This is a genomic window from Alphaproteobacteria bacterium, assembly GCA_016124955.1.
Classification (GTDB): domain Bacteria; phylum Pseudomonadota; class Alphaproteobacteria; order UBA9219; family RFNS01; genus RI-461.
The window spans coordinates 38448-55724 of record WGMR01000004.1; the positions used below are offsets into that span (position 1 = coordinate 38448).

Consider the following 17277-nt stretch of genomic DNA (forward strand, 5'->3'; position numbering starts at 1 on the left):
CCCGCGCAGCCGCGTTATAGTGCCGTCATGGCAAAGGAACCGGATTGGACCCCCGAAGGCATCGCCCGCTCCGTCATGGATTTGTGGCAAGAACATCTGACGGCCTATGCCGACGACACGCGTATGCGCGACGACCTGACCCGCATGACCGAACCCTTCGCGCAGCTGTTTGCGGTCTGGTCCACCATGATGCAGGATCAAGCCCATGACCCAGCCCGCAAACCCGGCCCGAACGCCGCCCCGCGCGGCGCAACCGCGCAACGGCCCGCGCCCGCTGCCGCAACATCTGCTGACGGCGGGAATGCTATGGATGAACTGGCCACTCGCCTGGGCGCACTTGAAGAACGGCTCGCCGGGCTCGAACACAAGCTCGAACGCCGCCGCAAGCCCCGCAAGCCTGCCGGTTCCGCCTGCGCTGCACGCGGCGGCAAACAAACTTCCTGAAGCGGAAATTCTGGCGGCGCTGCAAGCCGAGGCTTGCGCACGCTACGGCAAATTTCTTTCCGGCATCAAAGCCTATCATCGCCACGCGGCGCGGCGCAATCTGCCGGAAATGCCGGTGCTTTGGCAGCAAGGCACGACGCGCCTGCTTGATTACGCGCCCGCGCTTGATGCGCGCGCGCCGCAGCTCGTTGTCATCCCTTCGCTGATCAACCGCTATCATGTGCTCGATCTCGCGCCCGCCCGTTCCATGCTGCGCTGGCTCGCGGCGCTAGGCATACGCCCGCTGGTCGTGGATTGGGACGAGCCGGGCGAAACCGAGCGCGGCTTCGGCGCCGACGGCTACATCCACCGGCTCGCGCATATGCTCGATTGGCTGACCGAACAGCGCACGCGCGTGCATCTGCTCGGTTACTGTCTCGGCGGCACGCTGGCGGCGGCACTGGCGCACGTGCGGCCGGGGCTGGTGCGCAGCCTGATCGCGCTTGCCGCGCCGTGGGATTTTCATGCGGGCGGCGGCCATATCGCGCCGCGCGCGCGGCAGCTTACCGATATGCTGCAACCGTTTTTCGCGCAAGGCACGGGCGGCGTCTTCCCGGTCGAAGCGCTGCAAGCGCTGCTGACGGGTTTCCAGCCCGCGCAGGTGATCGAAAAATTCATGCAGTTCCCGGCGCTCGCGCCCGCCGATCAACACCACTTCGTGCTGGTGGAAGATTGGCTCAATGACGGCGTGCCGCTTTCCGCGCCCTTTGCGCGCGACCTGTTCGAAAAATTCTATGCCGAAAACCGTCCCGGCACGGGCACGTGGCGCGCGCTCGGCCGCGTTATTGACCCGGCCGCCATCGCCGCGCCCGCGCTCGTAGTTGTGCCGGCGCAGGATCGCATCGTGCCGCCCGGCTCGGCCCGCGCGCTGGCGGCAAAAATGCCGAACGCTACGTTATGCGAACCGCAGCTCGGCCATGTCGGCATGGTTGTGGGGCGCGAAGCCGGAACGCAGGTTTGGCGCAGGCTGGCCGATTGGGTATTATCGCCGCATGACAAGCAGGCGTGAAAGTGAGGGCGTTATGACCGCATCTGAAAATTTCCCTGTTCCCGCAGAATTTGCAAGGCACGCGCATATCGACGCCGCACGCTACAAGGAAATGTACGATCGTTCGGTGCGCGAGCCGGACGCGTTCTGGCGCGAACAGGCCGCGCGCCTGACATGGATAAAACCTTTCACGCGCGTGAAAAACGCCGGTTTCGAAGGCGACGTGCAAATCAAATGGTTCGAAGACGGCGCGCTGAATGTCGCCGCCAACTGTATCGACCGGCATTTGCCGGCACGGGCGAAGCAAACCGCGATCATATGGGAAGGCGACGACCCGGCCGAAAGCAGGCACATCACCTACGGCGAATTGCACGAACAGGTCTGCCGCTTTGCCAATGTGCTGAAGGCGCGCGGCGTGCAAAAGGGCGACCGCGTCACGATCTATATGCCGATGATCCCCGAAGCGGCCTATGCCATGCTGGCCTGCGCACGCATCGGCGCGATCCATTCCGTGGTGTTCGGCGGCTTTTCCCCGCAAAGCCTGGCGGGGCGCATCATCGATTGCCAATCCACCTGCATCGTCACGGCGGACGAAGGTGTGCGCGGCGGCAAAACGATCCCGCTGAAAGCCAACACCGATGCCGCGCTGCAAGATTGCCCCGATGTTAAAACCGTCATCACCGTGCGCCGTACCGGCGGCAAGGTCGGCATGCATCCGCCGCGCGATGTCTGGTACCACGAAGAAGCCGCGAAGGTTCCCGCCGCTTGCCCGGCCGAAGCGATGGGCGCGGAAGACCCGCTTTTTATTCTCTATACCTCCGGCTCCACCGGCAAACCGAAGGGTGTGCTGCATACATCCGGCGGCTACCTGCTTTATGCCGCGCTGACCCACGAAACGGTGTTCGATTACCATGACGGCGATATTTACTGGTGCACTGCCGATGTCGGCTGGGTCACGGGGCACAGCTATATCGTCTATGGCCCGCTCGCCAACGGCGCCACCACGCTGATGTTCGAAGGCGTGCCGAACTATCCCGACAGTTCCCGTTTCTGGCAGGTGGTCGATAAACATAAGGTCAACATCTTCTACACCGCGCCCACCGCCATCCGCGCGCTGATGCGCGAAGGCGACGGGCCTGTGCAAAAAACATCGCGCCAATCCCTGCGCGTGCTCGCATCCGTGGGCGAACCGATCAACCCCGAAGCGTGGCTGTGGTATCACCGCGTGGTCGGCAATGGCCGCTGCCCTGTGATCGACACCTGGTGGCAAACCGAAACCGGCGGCCATATGATTGCGCCGCTTCCGGGCGCGCATACGCTCAAGCCCGGTTCGGCCGCGCTGCCTTTCTTCGGCGTCGTCCCCGTCATCGTCGATAGCGAAGGCAAGGAGCTGCAAGGCGCGTGCGAAGGCAATTTGTGCATCGCCGCCAGCTGGCCGGGGCAAATGCGCAGCGTGTATGGCGACCATGAAAGGTTCGTCAAAACCTACTTTTCGTCCTTCGCGGGCAAATATTTCACCGGCGACGGCTGCCGGCGCGACGAAGACGGCTATTACTGGATCACGGGGCGCGTCGATGATGTGATCAACGTGTCGGGCCACCGGCTCGGCACCGCCGAGATCGAAAGCGCGCTGGTTGCACACCGCGCGGTGGCGGAAGCCGCCGTGATCGGCTTTCCGCACGATATCAAGGGGCAGGGCATTTATGCCTTCGTCACGCTCAATGCGGGCGTGGAGGCAAACGACGCGCTGCGAAAGGAATTGGCGCAGTGGGTGCGCAAGGAAATCGGCCCGATCGCGACGCCGGATGTGATCCAGTGGGCGCCCGGGTTACCGAAAACCCGTTCGGGCAAAATCATGCGCCGTATTTTGCGCAAGATCGCGGCGGGGGAAGAAGACCGGATCGGCGACACATCCACGCTGGCCGATCCGGCCGTGATGGATGATTTGGTAAGGAACCGGCCTTAAAGAATCAGCTTTGGCGCAGACCCGGAGCTATGCGCAAAGAAAGTTATTCCGCGCACCATGCCCTGTGGCTGCTGGCTGGTTCCGCCGCCCGAACCGCCGCTTGTGCCGTCGCCTTGCTGTTTGTCGCCGCCCGAAGGATGTCCGCCGGGTTGGCTTTCTAAACGCGGGGTAATTCTCATGTTGCTTTCATCCTTTCTGTAAACGCATAAATAAAATCATTTTCAATGAGCAAGCACCATAATGGCGTCTGCGCGATAGAGTCAATGTTTACAACCGGCCTCGCATAACCCCGCCTGTTAACCGGTGACCTCCCCCTTCCCGGCACCGCCTGACCCGGTCCTGGCGGATGATTGGGTTAAAGGCCGCGCGCGCTAAAAATGCGGGCCGTCATAGGATTTATGCCATTGCGGGGCTGTGTTCGCTTTCGGCGTTCCGCGCGGCGCCGCAGGCGGCGGCGTGAAGACAATCATGCGCTGTAAATTGACATACTGCACAACGCGGAACATCAGCGCGCAGGGCGTATGCGGGAAACGCGTGACAAAATGTTCCAGCGAATCCCGGAACGGGCGGCCATCGCCGATATTCTGATGCGGAAAAACAACGATGCCGGGCGTGCGGCCGATTGCCATGCGGTGCGACTTCGCAAAATCGTTGTCCTGCGTCACGATGACATCGCCTTGCTGCGCGGCGAAATCGAAAATAACCTCGTCCGATGCGCTGGCAAGCCCGATATCGGCAACATGCCGGGCGGTAAAGCCGGCATTTTCCAGAACGCGCCTGGTCCAATGGCTGACATTGTTATCGAGCAGAAGGCGCGGCCGCGCCAAGCGTTCCCCTGAAGCGGGCTGCACGCGCGGCTCCAGAACCGGGGCCGGGGCAGCCTTCGCATGCATTCTTTCCAGCTCGCGAATTCTTCTCGGAGATAATTTCGTTACATAAACCATGCCGGTGCCGTCTTTCCGGTTATGCCGGTTGCACCCGCTTTATCTAACAAACATCGCTCCGTCTGTCGCGCTGAAATGCGCGCGCGCGCAGAAAACATCCCGCCTTTCAGGAACGAAATGCCATCAATGCCCGCCTTACATTTATGCCAACACCGCCCACGTCCGTACGTACTGCTGCGCCCAAAGGCAAAGGAAGCTGGTCGGGGTCAGCAGGCGGCGCAGGATCGGGGAGCGGTAGCGGCAATTGCTCTTCTGCGTAAACGGGGTGCGCCGTCATTGCATGTTGTGACGCGGAAAAATCTAATAAACCCGCCATGGCACTCTCCTTACGGTTTCTTTTGTTGATAAATAATCAGGAAACACGACTCGAAGACGGAATAAGCCTATGCCTGCAGGCTGGCACCGTAAATAGAAGAGCGGCACTTTTTTTGCGCCGCGAAATTTTTTCTTTGGTTAATACGAAGACTTTATAAAAAAGGCCGGTGGGCACAAGCCCACCGGCCGATTCCGGATGTTTTTATGACGTCAGCACCGCGGCTCTCTTCTTGTGATGCCGGCGCAGCGGGCGCTGAGGTTGTGGTGACCAGCAAAAACGGGCCCAATGGACTGCAAGGCACGCTGACCAAACTGACTTAGTGAAAAAACCATCTCGATCGCTGTTTTCATGGCTCACTCCGTGCAAAATAAATATTGGGCAATAAATTGACAAAAAGGAGGATATGGCGGGTTTTGCGTGTATGTCAACATTATTTCGTTGAAACATGAGTTCATATAATTAAATTATATTATAGTTAAAATAGTGAAATTTTATTTCAGATATGCGCATTTCTATCTGAAATGAAAAGCATTTTTCCGACGCTTTTCAGCCGGCTTCAGAGATGACGCTGTTGCTGCCGCCCCGCGCGCCCCACGGTCCGGCAGGCGGCAGATCCCGCCCGCCAAGCTGCACCAGAACGCGGATGCGGTCTTCAATCGGCGGATGGGTCGCGAACAGCGAAAACATCTTCATCGCGGGCGGCGGGTTTTCGATAAACATCTGCTGCACATCCGGCGGCGCGCCCGGCACTTTTGGGTTGCCGGAAATTTTGCGCAGCGCGGCGATCATCGCATCCGGATTCTTCGTCAATTGCACCGCGCCCGCATCCGCCAGATATTCGCGCCTGCGGCTCACGGCAAAACGCAGCATCAGCGCCATGGCGTAACCGAGCGCGAGCAGAATGGCGGCAATCAGCAAAATCATCGCCGCGCCGCCGCCCTTCTTGCCGCCGCCGCTGTTCCGGCTGCTTACGCTGCCCGCATGCGCGGTGAAACGCATGCTGCGCCAGCTCATTTCCGCCAGAAAGGAAATCATGCCCACGAACACGATGGTGATGACCAGAAGCCGCACATCGCGGTTGATGATATGCGTCAGCTCGTGCGCCAGCACTGCCTCCAGCTCGGCATCGTTTAGTGTGTCAACGAGCCCGCGCGTAACCGTGACGCTGAAGCTTCCCTCGCTCAGCCCGGCGGCATAGGCATTCAGCGCGTCCGTTTCAATCATGTAAAGCCGGGGCATCGCCATTCCGCGGCTTATGCACAGATTTTCAAGCAGGTTGTAAAGCCGGGGCTGTTCGCGCCGCTCGACATCGCGCGCGCCGGTGGCCGAAGCGATCATTGCGCCGTGGAACAGATAGCCGATCACGCTCCAGAACGCCGCAAGTGCAAACACCCAAGGCAAGGCGACGCGCGCGATATCGCGCGCGAAAACCCCGGGCTTCACGGGCTTGGCGTTAATCACAAGGTCGCCGATCTGCTGCACGGGCACAAAACCTGCGCGCACACCCGGGGTATCTTCATAGGCCAGCACATGCCCGCCCGCGAAAGCGATCCCCCACACAAGCAGCAAAAGCAGAAGCGGAAAAGCGACAAGCAAAAGCGCGCTCATCGCGTTGTTGTTCCAGCGCCAGCTCGCAAGCCCGAGCGTAGCGGCAGGGTCCGGCGCCCGTTGCATGCGGCGCGCGGGGCTAGAATTTCACCTGCGGCGCGGCCGAGGCCGCTTCTTTTTCGGCGCCCTGCAGCTCGAACATGCCCTCGCCGCGGAAACCAAGCGGCCCCGCCAGCAAAACCGCGGGGAACTGTTCGATCGATATGTTGTATTCCGCCACCGCGTTGTTGAAGAAGCGGCGCGCCGCCGCGATCTTGTTTTCAAGGTCGGAAAGCTCGTTCTGCAATTGCTTGAAATTTTCGCTCGCCTTCAGCTGCGGGTAGTTTTCCGCAACCGCCATCAGCTGCATCAGCGCGCCCGAAAGCGCGGCTTCCGCGCCCGCGCGCTCGGCCATGCTGCCGCCGCGCATGGCGGAGGCGCGCGCCTGCGTCACCGCCTCGAACACCTTGCTTTCATGCGCGCCGTAACCCTTTACGGTTTCAACCAGGTTGGGCACCAGATCGTGCCGCTGCTTCAGCTGCACATCGATATCGGCAAAGGCGTTCCTGAAATTCTGGCGCAGCGCCACGAGCCGGTTGTAAAGCACGATCGCCAGAACGCCCGCAACAGCCAGCCCGCCCAAAATCCATTCCATTGTTTCCTCCGTTGTCAGATCAGAAATCCACGCATTTGCCCCGGCGCTCCCAGTCGCCATAGCGGGTCGGCTCCGGGCCCGGCGGGCCGCCCTGTTCGGTCGCGGGCGGCAAGGGCGCGGGTTTGGCTTTTTTTACGGGCTGCGCTTGCGCGGGCGGTTTTTGCTGTGCGGGCTGCGTCATGGCTTCATCCTAGCAAAGCGGGGCCGGCGCGCCAGCAAAAACCGTTTGTTGCCGGGCCGCGGATTCCCTGATAAATCATAGCTATGCAGCAAAAAACCCGTATCGCCCCCTCCATTCTTTCGGCCGACTTTTCGAAGCTGGGCGAAGAAGTGCGGGCGGTGGACGCGGCGGGCGCCGATTACATCCATATCGATGTGATGGACGGGCATTTCGTGCCCAACCTCACGATCGGCCCTTCGGTGGTCAAGGCGCTGCGCCCGCACAGCAAAAAACCGTTCGATGTGCATTTGATGATTACGCCGGTCGATCTGCTGATCCCGGCCTTTGCCGAGGCGGGCGCCGATATCATCACCGTGCATCCGGAAGCCGGGCCGCATTTGCACCGCACGCTGCAACTGATCAAGCAGCACAACAAGCGCGCGGGCGTGGCGCTGAACCCGGCAACGCCGATCGCGGCGGTCGAACAGGTTCTGGGCGATATCGATCTCGTGCTGGTCATGAGCGTCAACCCGGGCTTCGGCGGGCAAGCCTTCATCGCCTCGCAGATCGAAAAAATCCGCGCGCTGCGCAAAATGATCGATCAGCTCGAAAAGCCCGTGGATCTCGAAGTTGATGGCGGTATCGATCCTGACACGGTCGAGGAAGTCACGCTCGCGGGCGCCGATGTGCTGGTCGCGGGCACCGCCACCTTCCGCGGTGGGCCCGCAAAATACGCCGAAAATATCGCCCGCCTGCGCGGCGCAGCCGTCGCCTGAAACGGGCGACCCCCCCGCCATGGCCGCCATTCCCAAATTCACAGATGTTTTGCCGGCGCCCGGCTTCGCCGGTCGCGCAAGCGCTGCGCTGCGCGAACGCGCCGCCGCGCTGGCATGGCACAACCCGCTCTATCGCTGGTCGCTGCAAGGCCCGTCGCCGCAGCAGATCACCATTGTGCCGCCCGATACTTGGCCCGGCGATGCCGCGCGCGGGCTGCTGATCGCCCAGCAAGGCCCTGTTGCCGCTGGCCTGCGCGGCACGGCGCTGCACGGGTTCGATTGGCTGCGCGATCTGCGCGCGGCGGGCGGCGAAGGCGCGCGCGCCTGCGCGCGCACGCTGATCGACGGCTGGATCGCATCCGCCGGTAGCTGGCGGCGCGAAGCGATGGAAGCCGAGGTGACGGGCGCGCGGCTCGCATCCTGGATAAGTTTCCACGATTTCTACGCGGCCGGGGCCGAACGCGCTTTTCTGGCCCGCGTCTATGAAGCGGCGGGGCAGCAGCTGCGTCACCTGCAGCGCATCACGCCGGGGCGCCTGCACGGCATCGCGGCACTCGGCGCGGCACGGGGCATGCTGGCGGCGGCGCTCAACATGCCGCGCTGTGACCGCACGCTCGCGGCGGCGCTTGACTGGATCATGCGCGAAATTACCGGTTTTGTTGCCCCGGATGGCGGCGTGGCGGCGCGCTGCCCCGAACAATTGCTCGCGGCGCTGCGGTTGCTGATCGATGTGCGCGGCGCGCTAACGGCCGCACAAATCACGCCGCCGAACGATCTGCAGCTCGCGATCCAGCGCATGGTCCCGGCACTGCGTTTGTTGCGCCACGGCGATGGCGGCCTTGCGCTGTTCCATGGCGGGCAGGAAGGCGCCGAACTTGTGATCGATAGCGTGATCACGCAAAGCGAGGTGCGCGCCCGGGCCGCGCGCAGCCTGCCGCAAACGGGGTATGAACGCGTGGCCGCCGGGCGCAGCCTGCTGATCATGGATACGGGCGCGCCGCCCGCCGCCGGTAATGCGCACGCCGCGCCGCTGTCGTTTGAATTCAGCGTCGGCAAGCAACGCGTGGTCGTTAATTGCGGCGGCGCGCCGCAAGCCCCCGAAGCATGGTGCAAGGCGCTTTCCTGCGCCGCCGCGCATACGGCGCTTACCGTGAACGGCGTTGACCCCGATTGGGCGCGCGTATCCGCGCAACGCTACGAACAAGACGGAATGCATTACATCGAAACCGTGCATGACGGGTATGACGCGCGCTTCGGCCTCATGCACCACCGCACGCTCGCGCTTTCCGCCGACGGCGAGCTTTTGCAGGCGCGCGAGCTTCTGCGCCGCGCCGAAGGGCGCGCCGCGCGCGGCTTCGCGGCGTGCGATTTCACGCTGCGCCTGCATCTGCACCCCGATGTCCAGGCATCGGCGGCGCAAGGCGGGCAAACGGTTTTGCTGCGGCTCGATGGCGGGCAGGGCTGGCGCTTCCGCGTGGCGGAAGGCAGCTGCGCGATCGAGGAAAGCGTCTATGGCGGCCGCCCCGGCACGCCGCCCGCCAACCTGCAGCGCAGCAAGCAGATCGTTGTGCATGGCCGCACCGGCAACAGCGCCGGCGGCAACGATGAAACCGAACTTTGCTGGCAGCTGCAGCGCGAAGGGCGTTAGCAATAATCTTTTGTTTTTTTCACGAGCCCGGCGGAATTAGGGCAAGATTTCGCCACATTGGGCGCGCCAAATGGCATTTCAGCGCGTGAGAGCGAAAAATCGCCTCCCCGCCGCGCTGGAACCTTCGATCCAGGAGATCGCAATGAAGACCAAGACCGTCATCACGGCAGCCGCCGTGGCGCTTACCCTTGTCATGCCTGCCGCCGGCTACGCAGCCACGCAGGCAACAACGCCGCAACCCGCGTCCTATGGCGCGGCCATGCAGCAAAAGGCGCCCGAAAAGCATGCGTCGCTCGAAAAAACGACAACGCAAAAAAACCATCACAGAAAGAAGCACAAAACGCCCGCAGGCGCCGAAAAGAAATCCGGCGATACCGCAACGGACTGGAGCGATACGGGCAGCGACAGCGGCGTAAAAGCGCCCCGGTAGCTTTTGCCGGAAAACAAGGAAAGGGCGGCGGGAATGCCGCCCTTTTTTTGGGCATTTTTCAGCGTTGTCTTGCCTTCCGGGCCAAACCGGCTTATCCGTTGGGCCTCGTTTTCGCAAGATGTGCAGGATGTTTTCCCGTGACCGACGCTATCAAGATTGCCCGCGCGCTAATTTCCGTTTCCGATAAAACCGGCCTGCCCGGGCTTGGCAAAAAGCTGGCGGCGATGGGCGTCGAAATTCTCTCCACCGGCGGTTCGGCCAAGGCGCTGCGCGAAGCGGGCGTCAGGGTAACCGAGGTTTCCGACTATACCGGCTTCCCCGAAATGATGGACGGGCGCGTCAAGACGCTGCACCCGAAAATCCACGGCGGCATTTTGCAGCGGCGCGATATCGCGGGCCATGCCGAAGCCGCGCAAAAGCACGGCATTCCGCCGATCGATCTTGTCGTCATCAACCTCTATCCCTTTGCCGCCACGGTGGCCAAGGGCGCAACGTTCGACGATTGCATCGAAAATATCGATATCGGCGGCCCGGCCATGGTGCGCGCCGCCGCCAAGAACCACGATTTTGTCGCCATCGTCACCGACCCGGCGCAGTACGCCGATGTGCTGGGTGAAATGGAAGCGCGCGGGGGCGCAACCACGCTTGCCCTGCGCCGCAAACTGGCGCAGGCCGCCTATGCGCATACCGGCAGTTATGACGCAATGATCGCGAGCTGGTTCGCCCGGCAGCTGAATGACGCCTACCCGCAAACACTTACCCTTGCCGCCGCGCGCAAGCAGGCGCTGCGTTACGGCGAAAACCCGCACCAAAGCGCGGCTTTCTACACCACATGCGATACGCGCCAAGGCCTTGCCACCGCCACGCAAATCCAGGGCAAGGAGCTTTCCTATAACAACCTGAACGATACCGACGCGGCCTTCGAACTGGTGTCCGAATTTTCGCAAACCCCGGCGGTCGCCATCATCAAGCATGCAAACCCTTGCGGCGTCGCGCTTGGGGAAACGCTCGCTTCCGCCTACGGCCGCGCGCTGGCCTGCGATTCCGTCAGCGCCTTCGGCGGCATCATCGCCTGCAACCGCACGCTCGACGGCGCGGCGGCAGCGGCAATGGCCGAGATTTTCACCGAAGTGATCATCGCGCCCGATGCCGACGAGGAAGCGAAGAAAATCCTCGCGGCCAAGAAAAACCTGCGCCTGCTGCTCACCGGCGGCATGCCGGATGCCGGCGCGGACGGACAAACCGTGAAATCCATCGCCGGCGGTTTGCTGGTGCAATCGCGCGACAATATCGCGCTCGATCGCGCGGCGCTGAAATGCGTCACCAGAAAACAACCGGGCGCGCAGCAGATGCGCGATCTGGTGTTCGCCTTCACCGTCGCCAAGCATGTGAAATCCAACACCATCGTTTACGCCAAGGATGGCGCCACGGTGGGCATCGGCGCCGGGCAAATGAGCCGGGTCGATGCCGCCCGCATCGCCGCGCGCAAGGCCGAGGATATGGCCCGCGCAGCAGGGCTGCCCGAGCCGCCGACGCGCGGCTGCGTTGCGGCATCCGATGCCTTCTTCCCCTTCGCCGACGGCCTGCTTTCAACCATCGAAGCGGGCGCGACGGCCGTGATCCAGCCCGGCGGCAGCGTGCGCGATAACGAAGTGATCGAGGCGGCCGACAAGGCGGGCATCGCCATGCTGTTTACCGGCATGCGGCATTTCCGGCACTGATTACCGCGTAAACCAGATCAGCGAAAGCGCGGCCACCACCATCACCGCGCCCGCAAGCGGGCTGGCATTATCGGGCACGCCGCGCGCGCGGTTGTAAATCATCAGCCAAAGCGGAACCATAATAGTGATCACGCCCGGATAGGCCGGATTGGGCGCGAGCACGAGCGCGGCGGTGCACAGCACCAGCGCGGCAGCGCCGAGCGTGCCGATGATCAACCCGTTCACAAGCAGCTTCTTCGTCATCAGCGCGCGCATGCCTTTGCCGCGCCGCGCCAGAATGCCCGCCAGCACGAAAATCGCCAGCAGATACGTCAAAAACGCATAAGCGATGCCGGTGCCGATCATCGGATAGGAAGGGTCAAACACATATTTATAAAGCGCATCGAGCGCGCCATAGATAAGCCCTGCGGGCAGCACGACAAGGAAATGCCGCCAGCCCGCATCGTTGCGGCGAATGAATTGCACGGCAAAGCCGGCGAAAAACAGCGCGCCCAGAACGCCGGTCATCCGCCCGGTATCGCTTAGCAGCGCCTCCATGCTTTCCGGACGCAGCAGGCCGTACGACAAAAAGGCGGTGAACACCGCAACCGGCATATACATGCTGGTAACGCGGCCCGATTGCCGCGCCGCGAGATCAAGCAGGGCGGGCACCGTCAGCGTGCCGCCGATGCCGCTCAGCGCCACCACCGCATAAAAATACCCGTCCGCGGGAAGATAGGCCCAAGGCAGGAGCAGCAAAAGCACGGCCCCGCCGCCGAGCGCGCCCGTAAAAGCCAGTTCAAGCCCGTTATGCCGGAAATGCCGGTTGGCTTCGACCTTGGCGGCAAGAAAGAAGCTGCAAAACAGCGCGGCGAGGGCCCAGCTCATGTTTTCTTCCGGGCGGTTTTACGCGCCTTACGGGGCGCGGTTTTTTTCGCCCGTTTTTTCGGCACGGGCCGCGCGCCGTAAGCAAGCTTGGTGACGGGCACGCCCACTTCGCGCAGTTTGGCGGCGCCGACCGCGATGCTCTTGCGCCATTTTTCTTTCAAGCGCGGATGGTGCTGGTGCGCCGCATCCGGCACATAGACGCGCGCGATGCCCGCGGCGATCAGATCGTCGGCGCAGGTGTGGCAGGGATCGAGCGTCGAATAGACCCGGCACCCCTTCAGCGAAAACAACCCGTGCCGCTTCATGTTCTGGCGGGCGAAGTTCAGCGCGCGTTTTTCCGCGCACATGATCCAGTATGATTTTTGCCCGCTGCGCAACCGTGCCGGCGTGCATTTTACGCCATCCGCAAAACCGTTATAGGCGCAGGCCAGCATATGCCGCCCGTCGGGCGTGGTGATGACGGCGCCGACCTGCACCTTGGGATGCGGGCTCGCGGCCGCCTCTTCGAAAGCAAGGTCAATAAAGCGCCGGTGCGCGGCCGCGCCCCTGGCCCCGGCCTGCGCGGGCGGGAACAAATCGTTCAGCAACTGGCGCAGGCGGCTGCGGACCATCGGGGCGCTTCTCCTTGCTGTGCCGTGGGTAAGGCTGGCGGCGCGGGGGTTCTTCCAAATCTGCCACGGCAAATATTGCCGAAGCGTTAAGGCCCTGCTATACCCTGCGGCTATGAAATTCCCGCTCCATTTCGTTCCCCCCGACACCAAGGTCGATTTCGTCGCCGCCCGCTGGTGGGGCTTCGGCGTCACCATAGCGCTGATGATCGTCACCGTGGTTTCGCTTGCGGTGCAGGGCCTCAATCTCGGCATCGATTTCAAGGGCGGCATCTTGATCGAAGCGAAAGCGCCGCAGGCGGTCGATATCGGCGCGCTGCGCGGCGAACTTGGCGCGCTGCAGCTGGGCGAGGTCAGCCTGCAGGAATTCGGCGCGCCGACCGATATCCTCATCCGCCTGCAACGGCAGGAAGGCGGGGAAGATGCGCAACAAAACGCAGTGCAGCGCGTGCGCGAACGGCTGGGGGACGCATACGAATACCGCCGCGTCGAAGTGGTCGGCCCGACGGTGGGCGATGAATTGTTCCGCGCCGGCGTGATCGCTTCCGTGCTCGCGGTGCTCGCGATCGCGCTTTACGTCGCGGTCCGCTTCGAATGGCAATTCGGCGTCGCCGCCATGGCCGCGACCCTGCACGACCTGATCGTCACCATAGGCCTGTTTTCGGTTTTGCAGCTCGATTTCAACCTCACGGCCGTCGCCGCGCTGCTGACGCTGGCTGGCTATTCGGTCAACGATACCGTCGTGGTGTTTGATCGCATCCGCGAAGTTTTGCGCCGCCAGAAGGCGCACGATCTGCGCAAGGTGATCAACGATTCCGTCAATCAGACTCTGTCGCGCACCGTCATGACATCGGGCACCGTGCTGGTCGCGGTGCTGCCGCTGGTGTTTTGGGGCGGGGAAACGCTTTTCAATCTTTCGCTGGCGCTCACCTGGGGTCTGCTGATCGGCACCTATTCCTCGATCTATGTGGCGGCATCCCTGCTGCTTTACATGCCGCCGCTGCGGCAGGTAAAGGCCGACCAGCCCGCGCCCGAAGCGGTTTGAACCGCTAAAGCGCCGCTTTCACAAGCGTATAAAGCGCCGCGCCGACCGCCAGCGTAAAGCCGATGCATAAAAAGGGCGCAAAATGCACCTGCGTGCGCGGCTTTTTGGCCAGCCGCCACGCCCCCATCCACAAAAGCGCGAACACGGCACCCAAGGGCCAGGCGACAAGCGCGGCAGCCGGGCCGAAACCGAGCGCCGCGAGCATGGTCCATTTCACATCGCCCATGCCGAAGGCATCCGCCTTTTTCCATTTGAACCACAGCCAGTTGACAAGCCAAAGCCCGCCGCCGATCGCCAGGGCCGCAAGCCCGTTGGTCCACAATACCACCCCTCTGGCTTCCCCCAGAAGGTAACCGAGGGTCATGCCCGCGCCGAACAGCAGGATTTTATCCGGCACCCTGCCGGTACGCGCGTCCGTTATGGCGGCGGCGACAAGGGAAATGTAAACGATCAGCAGCGCAATCATGGAAGGCTTTCTTGCAAGTGCCCGGCGCGATTAATCCGCGACGCAATCGCTGTCCGCGCTTCCGCTCGGCTGCGTGATCCAGATCACCAGTGATTGGTTTTCACTCTCGCTGTCGTAATCGGCTTCCTGCGAGGTGAATTTGATGCGCGCCTGCGCAACGCCCTGCTGCACGGCGACCGAAGCGGCGATCGCGGTCGTGCTCGGCTGGATCTTGATGCAGCGCCCGCCGCCGTCACCCGAATGATCGTAATAGGTCCAGTCGGTGAAGCCTCGCGGCGGCTGCGGCAATTGCGCCGGGCGCGCGCCGTTCCATAAATTTTCCTGCCCCGTAGGGTCGTTCGGGCATTCGACATCCGCCACCGCGGTGCCCGAAGCGTCCGACGTCGGCCAGCTGCCGCGGATCGTGTTGCATTCGAACATCTTGCTGCGGATCAGGTTCGCTTGCGTATGCAAAAGCGGGCTGATGCTGTCGGCCCGCGTTGCCGTGCCCATGTTGCTGGACCCGGCCGCCATCACGGCCGCAAGGATGCCAAGCAGCGCGACCACAAAAAGAATGGGGCCGATGGCGATCCCGGCTTCGGGGTGGAGGCGTTGGCTGGTGCCTTGCATGAGGTGTTCCTCGCTAATTGACGGGTGCGGCGCTTTCCTTATACGCCAAATCCGGGCGGGCGCGGAACCCCGTTTCTTGCCAATTGCGCGCGCCTGCGATACCACATTGCCTAACCTTTCTTCATTATTCCGGAGCAACATCATGAATCTGACCCCCTGCGTTAAGGAAATCCTCGGCTGGTATGAAGGCGAAAGCGCCAAGGTCAAGGAAAACCTCGCCCGCATTCTCATGACCGGCAAGCTCGGCGGCACCGGCAAAATGGTGATTTTGCCGGTCGATCAGGGCTTCGAACACGGCCCCGCGCGCAGCTTCGCCATGAACCCCGCCGCCTACGACCCCCACTATCACTACCAGCTGGCGGTTGATGCGGGGCTTAACGCCTATGCCGCGCCGCTCGGCCCGCTCGAACAGGGTTGCGAAACCTTTGCAGGCAAGATCCCGACTATCCTGAAACTCAACAGCGCCAATAGCCTTTCGCGCGGCAAGGAAGCGCCGGATCAGGCGATCACCGGCAGCGTGGACGATGCCGTGCGCATGGGCTGCGCCGCGATCGGCTTCACCATCTATCCCGGTTCCGACGTTATGTATAACCAGTTCGAGGAATTCCGTGATCTTTCGCGCGAAGCGAAAAGCAAGGGCCTTGCGTCCGTGCTTTGGTCCTACCCGCGCGGCGGCGATCTTTCCAAGGACGGCGAGCTGGCGATCGACGTCATCAGCTACGGCGCGCATATGGCTGCGCTGCTGGGCGCCAGCATCATCAAGGTCAAGCTGCCTTCCGCGCACCTCGAGCAAAAGGAGGCGCGCAAGGTCTATGAAGCGCAGAACATCGATATCGAAACCCAGGCACAGCGCGTCGCGCATGTCATGCAGTGCTGCTTTGCGGGCAAGCGGCTTGTGGTGTTTTCCGGCGGCGCCGCCAAGGGCGCGGACAGCGTCTATGAAGACGCCAAGGCGATCAAGGCGGGCGGCGGCAACGGTTCGATCATCGGCCGCAACAGCTTCCAGCGCCCGCGCGAGGAAGCCTTGAAGTTGCTTGGCGATATCATTACCATCTATCAAAGCTAGCCGGTTTCATCCGGCGCAGCATGGTTCCGGAGCCGCCTCATGAACATACAGGTTACATTGTTGTACGCCGGCATCCTTGGCATGCTGCTGGTCATCCTTGGCTTCAACATCACCTATCACTGGGTGCGCGTGACCGGACAAGGCCTGCAAACCGATAAAAACATGCGGCGGGCCGAACGGCTTCTTTCAAGCTTCGTCGAATATGTGCCGCTTGCGCTCGTGCTTATGACGCTGGTCGAATTGCGCGGCGCGCCTTCGGTTATTCTGCACGGGCTCGGCATCGTTCTATGCGTCGCGCGCCTGTTGCACGCCTATGCCATGAACCAGGTTACCGGCGCGGGCTTTCTGCGCGCGGTCGGCGCGCAGGGCACCTATCTGGTGCTGATGATCCTCGCCATGGCGTGCGTCTATTACCACGCCTTCGCCACGCTATAATGGCATCGGCGTCATGATCAATATGGCTCTTGTAAATCCGAAAGAGCTGTTAAAAATATATGCAGAAATTGTCAACGAACTTCAGCGACGCGGCATTACACGCAGCGCAAACAATCCCGCTGGCGATGTAGCCGAGTTGCTTTTTTGCCGTGCTTTTAATTGGCGGCAAGAAAACAATTCCAAAGCAGGGTTTGATGCAATCGATGCACAAGGGATGCGGTATCAAATTAAAGCCAGGCGCATAACCACCTATAGCAAATCGCGTCAAATGTCCGCCATACGGGATCTCGGCGGTGCCCCGTTTGATTTTCTGGCGGGGCTTCTATTCGACGAAAGTTATGAAGTTACGCGCGCCGCAATTATCCCCCGTGTCGTTGTTGTGGAATGTTCAAAGTATGTAGATCATACCCATAGTCACAGGTTTCTGTTGCGCGATAACATATGGGATGATGTCCGGGTACGTGATGTAACGAAAGAATTGCGCGCGGTCGTGCTGTAAGAAAAAAC

General features: G+C 62.0%; 18 protein-coding genes. 10 read left to right on the forward strand and 8 right to left on the reverse strand.

Going from position 1 to position 17277, the window contains the following annotated elements:
* The first annotated feature begins 205 nt into the window (after window positions 1-205).
* Entirely contained in the window at window positions 206-1492 is a 1287-nt protein-coding gene (locus tag GC131_02475; protein MBI1272934.1) for a hypothetical protein, read from the forward strand.
* Between the two features lie 13 nt (window positions 1493-1505).
* Window positions 1506-3437: an acetate--CoA ligase gene (acs, locus tag GC131_02480; protein MBI1272935.1), complete on the forward strand. Its 1932-nt coding sequence runs from the start codon at window positions 1506-1508 to the stop codon at window positions 3435-3437.
* 371 nt (window positions 3438-3808) lie between these two features.
* Here the strand turns inward: acs and GC131_02485 are convergent, their stop codons facing one another.
* The 4 genes from GC131_02485 to GC131_02500 all read right to left on the reverse strand — a co-directional run bounded on the left by GC131_02485 (window position 3809) and on the right by GC131_02500 (window position 7120).
* On the reverse strand, window positions 3809-4330 hold the full coding sequence (locus GC131_02485) for a hypothetical protein (protein MBI1272936.1): 522 nt from the start codon (window positions 4328-4330) through the stop codon (window positions 3809-3811).
* A gap of 913 nt (window positions 4331-5243) precedes the next feature.
* Window positions 5244-6371: a M48 family metalloprotease gene (locus GC131_02490; protein MBI1272937.1), complete on the reverse strand. Its 1128-nt coding sequence runs from the start codon at window positions 6369-6371 to the stop codon at window positions 5244-5246.
* 13 nt (window positions 6372-6384) lie between these two features.
* A complete protein-coding gene (locus GC131_02495; GenBank protein ID MBI1272938.1) occupies window positions 6385-6939 on the reverse strand; it encodes a LemA family protein in 555 nt (184 codons plus the stop codon).
* A gap of 19 nt (window positions 6940-6958) precedes the next feature.
* Window positions 6959-7120 carry a DUF1674 domain-containing protein gene (locus GC131_02500; protein MBI1272939.1) on the reverse strand — a complete coding sequence of 54 codons (162 nt, stop codon included), beginning with the start codon at window positions 7118-7120 and terminating at the stop codon, window positions 6959-6961.
* Between the two features lie 83 nt (window positions 7121-7203).
* Between GC131_02500 and GC131_02505 the strand changes: the two genes are divergently transcribed.
* The 4 genes from GC131_02505 (at window position 7204) to purH (ending at window position 11674) form a co-directional block, all read left to right on the forward strand.
* A complete protein-coding gene (locus GC131_02505) occupies window positions 7204-7875 on the forward strand; it encodes a ribulose-phosphate 3-epimerase (GenBank protein ID MBI1272940.1) in 672 nt (223 codons plus the stop codon).
* Window positions 7784-9523, forward strand: a complete 1740-nt coding sequence (locus tag GC131_02510) for a hypothetical protein (protein ID MBI1272941.1) — start codon at window positions 7784-7786, stop codon at window positions 9521-9523. Before GC131_02505 ends, GC131_02510 begins: the two co-directional genes overlap by 92 nt.
* Before the next feature lie 85 nt (window positions 9524-9608).
* Entirely contained in the window at window positions 9609-9953 is a 345-nt protein-coding gene (locus tag GC131_02515; GenBank protein MBI1272942.1) for a hypothetical protein, read from the forward strand.
* A gap of 137 nt (window positions 9954-10090) precedes the next feature.
* The gene (gene purH, locus GC131_02520) at window positions 10091-11674 is read left to right on the forward strand and encodes a bifunctional phosphoribosylaminoimidazolecarboxamide formyltransferase/IMP cyclohydrolase (GenBank protein MBI1272943.1); all 1584 of its coding nucleotides are present in this window, start codon (window positions 10091-10093) and stop codon (window positions 11672-11674) included.
* Here the strand turns inward: purH and GC131_02525 are convergent, their stop codons facing one another.
* Entirely contained in the window at window positions 11675-12541 is an 867-nt protein-coding gene (locus tag GC131_02525) for a hypothetical protein (protein MBI1272944.1), read from the reverse strand.
* Window positions 12538-13347, reverse strand: coding sequence for a hypothetical protein (locus tag GC131_02530; protein ID MBI1272945.1), 810 nt, complete (start codon window positions 13345-13347; stop codon window positions 12538-12540). Before GC131_02530 ends, GC131_02525 begins: the two co-directional genes overlap by 4 nt.
* On the opposite strand from GC131_02530, the gene secF reads away from it, so the two are divergent.
* The gene (gene secF / locus GC131_02535) at window positions 13265-14194 is read left to right on the forward strand and encodes a protein translocase subunit SecF (GenBank protein MBI1272946.1); all 930 of its coding nucleotides are present in this window, start codon (window positions 13265-13267) and stop codon (window positions 14192-14194) included. The two genes, GC131_02530 and secF, sit on opposite strands and share 83 nt — an antisense overlap.
* Window positions 14195-14198: 4 nt before the next feature.
* Here the strand turns inward: secF and GC131_02540 are convergent, their stop codons facing one another.
* Window positions 14199-14660, reverse strand: a complete 462-nt coding sequence (locus GC131_02540; GenBank protein ID MBI1272947.1) for a hypothetical protein — start codon at window positions 14658-14660, stop codon at window positions 14199-14201.
* Window positions 14661-14690: 30 nt separating this feature from the next.
* On the reverse strand, window positions 14691-15269 hold the full coding sequence (locus GC131_02545) for a hypothetical protein (GenBank protein MBI1272948.1): 579 nt from the start codon (window positions 15267-15269) through the stop codon (window positions 14691-14693).
* Between the two features lie 142 nt (window positions 15270-15411).
* Between GC131_02545 and GC131_02550 the strand changes: the two genes are divergently transcribed.
* From GC131_02550 to GC131_02560, 3 genes are read left to right on the forward strand one after another with little or no spacing between them, the layout of a single operon-like run.
* Window positions 15412-16335: a class I fructose-bisphosphate aldolase gene (locus GC131_02550; GenBank protein MBI1272949.1), complete on the forward strand. Its 924-nt coding sequence runs from the start codon at window positions 15412-15414 to the stop codon at window positions 16333-16335.
* A gap of 39 nt (window positions 16336-16374) precedes the next feature.
* Complete coding sequence (locus GC131_02555; protein ID MBI1272950.1) at window positions 16375-16770, forward strand: hypothetical protein; 396 nt, start codon at window positions 16375-16377, stop codon at window positions 16768-16770.
* 22 nt (window positions 16771-16792) lie between these two features.
* Window positions 16793-17269 (forward strand): hypothetical protein, encoded by a 477-nt coding sequence (locus tag GC131_02560; GenBank protein ID MBI1272951.1) that lies wholly within the window; start codon window positions 16793-16795, stop codon window positions 17267-17269.
* The last annotated feature ends 8 nt before the right edge of the window (window positions 17270-17277 follow it).

Excerpts from the sequence above, each read along its gene's own strand:
- GC131_02475 (MBI1272934.1), top strand. The coding sequence starts at position 206 with ATGACCCAGCCCGCAAACCCGGCCCGAACGCCGCCCCGCGCGGCGCAA.
- acs (MBI1272935.1), top strand. The coding sequence starts at position 1,506 with ATGACCGCATCTGAAAATTTCCCTGTTCCCGCAGAATTTGCAAGGCAC.
- GC131_02485 (MBI1272936.1), bottom strand. The coding sequence starts at position 4,330 with ATGCATGCGAAGGCTGCCCCGGCCCCGGTTCTGGAGCCGCGCGTGCAG.
- GC131_02490 (MBI1272937.1), bottom strand. The coding sequence starts at position 6,371 with ATGCAACGGGCGCCGGACCCTGCCGCTACGCTCGGGCTTGCGAGCTGG.
- GC131_02495 (MBI1272938.1), bottom strand. The coding sequence starts at position 6,939 with ATGGAATGGATTTTGGGCGGGCTGGCTGTTGCGGGCGTTCTGGCGATC.
- GC131_02500 (MBI1272939.1), bottom strand. The coding sequence starts at position 7,120 with ATGACGCAGCCCGCACAGCAAAAACCGCCCGCGCAAGCGCAGCCCGTA.
- GC131_02505 (MBI1272940.1), top strand. The coding sequence starts at position 7,204 with ATGCAGCAAAAAACCCGTATCGCCCCCTCCATTCTTTCGGCCGACTTT.
- GC131_02510 (MBI1272941.1), top strand. The coding sequence starts at position 7,784 with ATGTGCTGGTCGCGGGCACCGCCACCTTCCGCGGTGGGCCCGCAAAAT.
- GC131_02525 (MBI1272944.1), bottom strand. The coding sequence starts at position 12,541 with ATGAGCTGGGCCCTCGCCGCGCTGTTTTGCAGCTTCTTTCTTGCCGCC.
- secF (MBI1272946.1), top strand. The coding sequence starts at position 13,265 with ATGAAATTCCCGCTCCATTTCGTTCCCCCCGACACCAAGGTCGATTTC.
- GC131_02530 (MBI1272945.1), bottom strand. The coding sequence starts at position 13,347 with ATGGTGACGCCGAAGCCCCACCAGCGGGCGGCGACGAAATCGACCTTG.
- GC131_02540 (MBI1272947.1), bottom strand. The coding sequence starts at position 14,660 with ATGATTGCGCTGCTGATCGTTTACATTTCCCTTGTCGCCGCCGCCATA.
- GC131_02545 (MBI1272948.1), bottom strand. The coding sequence starts at position 15,269 with ATGCAAGGCACCAGCCAACGCCTCCACCCCGAAGCCGGGATCGCCATC.
- GC131_02550 (MBI1272949.1), top strand. The coding sequence starts at position 15,412 with ATGAATCTGACCCCCTGCGTTAAGGAAATCCTCGGCTGGTATGAAGGC.
- GC131_02555 (MBI1272950.1), top strand. The coding sequence starts at position 16,375 with ATGAACATACAGGTTACATTGTTGTACGCCGGCATCCTTGGCATGCTG.
- GC131_02560 (MBI1272951.1), top strand. The coding sequence starts at position 16,793 with ATGGCTCTTGTAAATCCGAAAGAGCTGTTAAAAATATATGCAGAAATT.